This window comes from Halomonas sp. ATBC28, assembly GCF_005937175.1.
GTDB lineage: Bacteria > Pseudomonadota > Gammaproteobacteria > Pseudomonadales > Halomonadaceae > Vreelandella > Vreelandella titanicae.
This window is the reverse complement of sequence record NZ_VCQL01000066.1, coordinates 1-968: the sequence shown is the minus strand read 5'-3', so window position 1 is coordinate 968 and position 968 is coordinate 1. Positions and strand designations below refer to the sequence as shown.

Here is a 968-nt window from a genome sequence, read left to right as displayed (position 1 = left end):
GTAAGCGCTCCAATAACCCCATCTAGGCAGTCATTGCCTAGACCGGTAAGGTCTCTTTCCACTGCCAGGGCAGTAGCGTGTTGAGGTCATCGTCGTTGAGAGAGGGTAGCGTCTCAAAGACGTGCTGTAAGTAGTCGTAGGGCGAGAGGCCATTGGCTTTGGCGGTTTCGATCAGGCTGTAGATCGCCGCACTGGCCTGAGCGCCGCTCGGTGTGTGACTGAACAGCCAGTTTTTACGCCCCACCACGAACGGACGGATGGCGTTCTCGGCCAGATTGTTATCCAACGGTATCACGCCATCGTCCAGGAACCGAGTCAGGCGTGGCCACTGGTTGTTCAGGTAGTGCAGGGCTTTCCCCAGAGCACTTTTGGGCAGTACCTGGGCCAGTGACTTATCGAGCCAGGTGCGCAGTTGATCGATTAATAGTCGGCTCTTCTGCTCACGCAGTGCATGACGCGCTTCGGGCTCAAGGCCCTTCGCCTGTTTTTCCACGCCGTACAGCTTACGGATCTGGTTCAGCGCCCAGTCTGCCTTGCCGGTTTTACCTTTAGGCTGCACTTTTTGCGCCTCGACGAACTTACGCCGTGCATGCGCCCAACAGCCCACATGGGTGATCCCATTGCGGCGCACCACCTCAGCGTAGCCTTCATAGCCATCGGTGACCAAACAACCCGCATAGTCGCCCAGCAAGCGCACGGGCACTCGTCCGGCGCGGCTGGCATCATAATCGAACAAGACCACCTGTTGGCCCGGCGGCCCGCCGCGTTGTACCCACATGTACGAGGGGGCGCTGGCTTTACGGTCGGCTTCTTGATTGACCTGGAGCGTTGTTTCATCCATGTGAACCAAGGGGGCGCTGAGCAGGTGCCTGCGTAATGTATCGATCAGCGGAGCGACACGCTCGCCTGCTTGCACCATCCAGCGGGCCAAGGTGTTGCGGGGAATCGCCGCGCCATGGCGGGCAAAA

General features: G+C 59.2%; 1 protein-coding gene. It reads right to left on the bottom strand.

Going from position 1 to position 968, the window contains the following annotated elements; translation table 11 throughout:
- Positions 1 to 37: 37 nt before the first annotated feature.
- Positions 38 to 968, bottom strand: a 931-nt coding sequence (locus E0L35_RS25310) for an IS66 family transposase (protein ID WP_138801718.1), incomplete at its 5' end; no start/stop codon positions are given.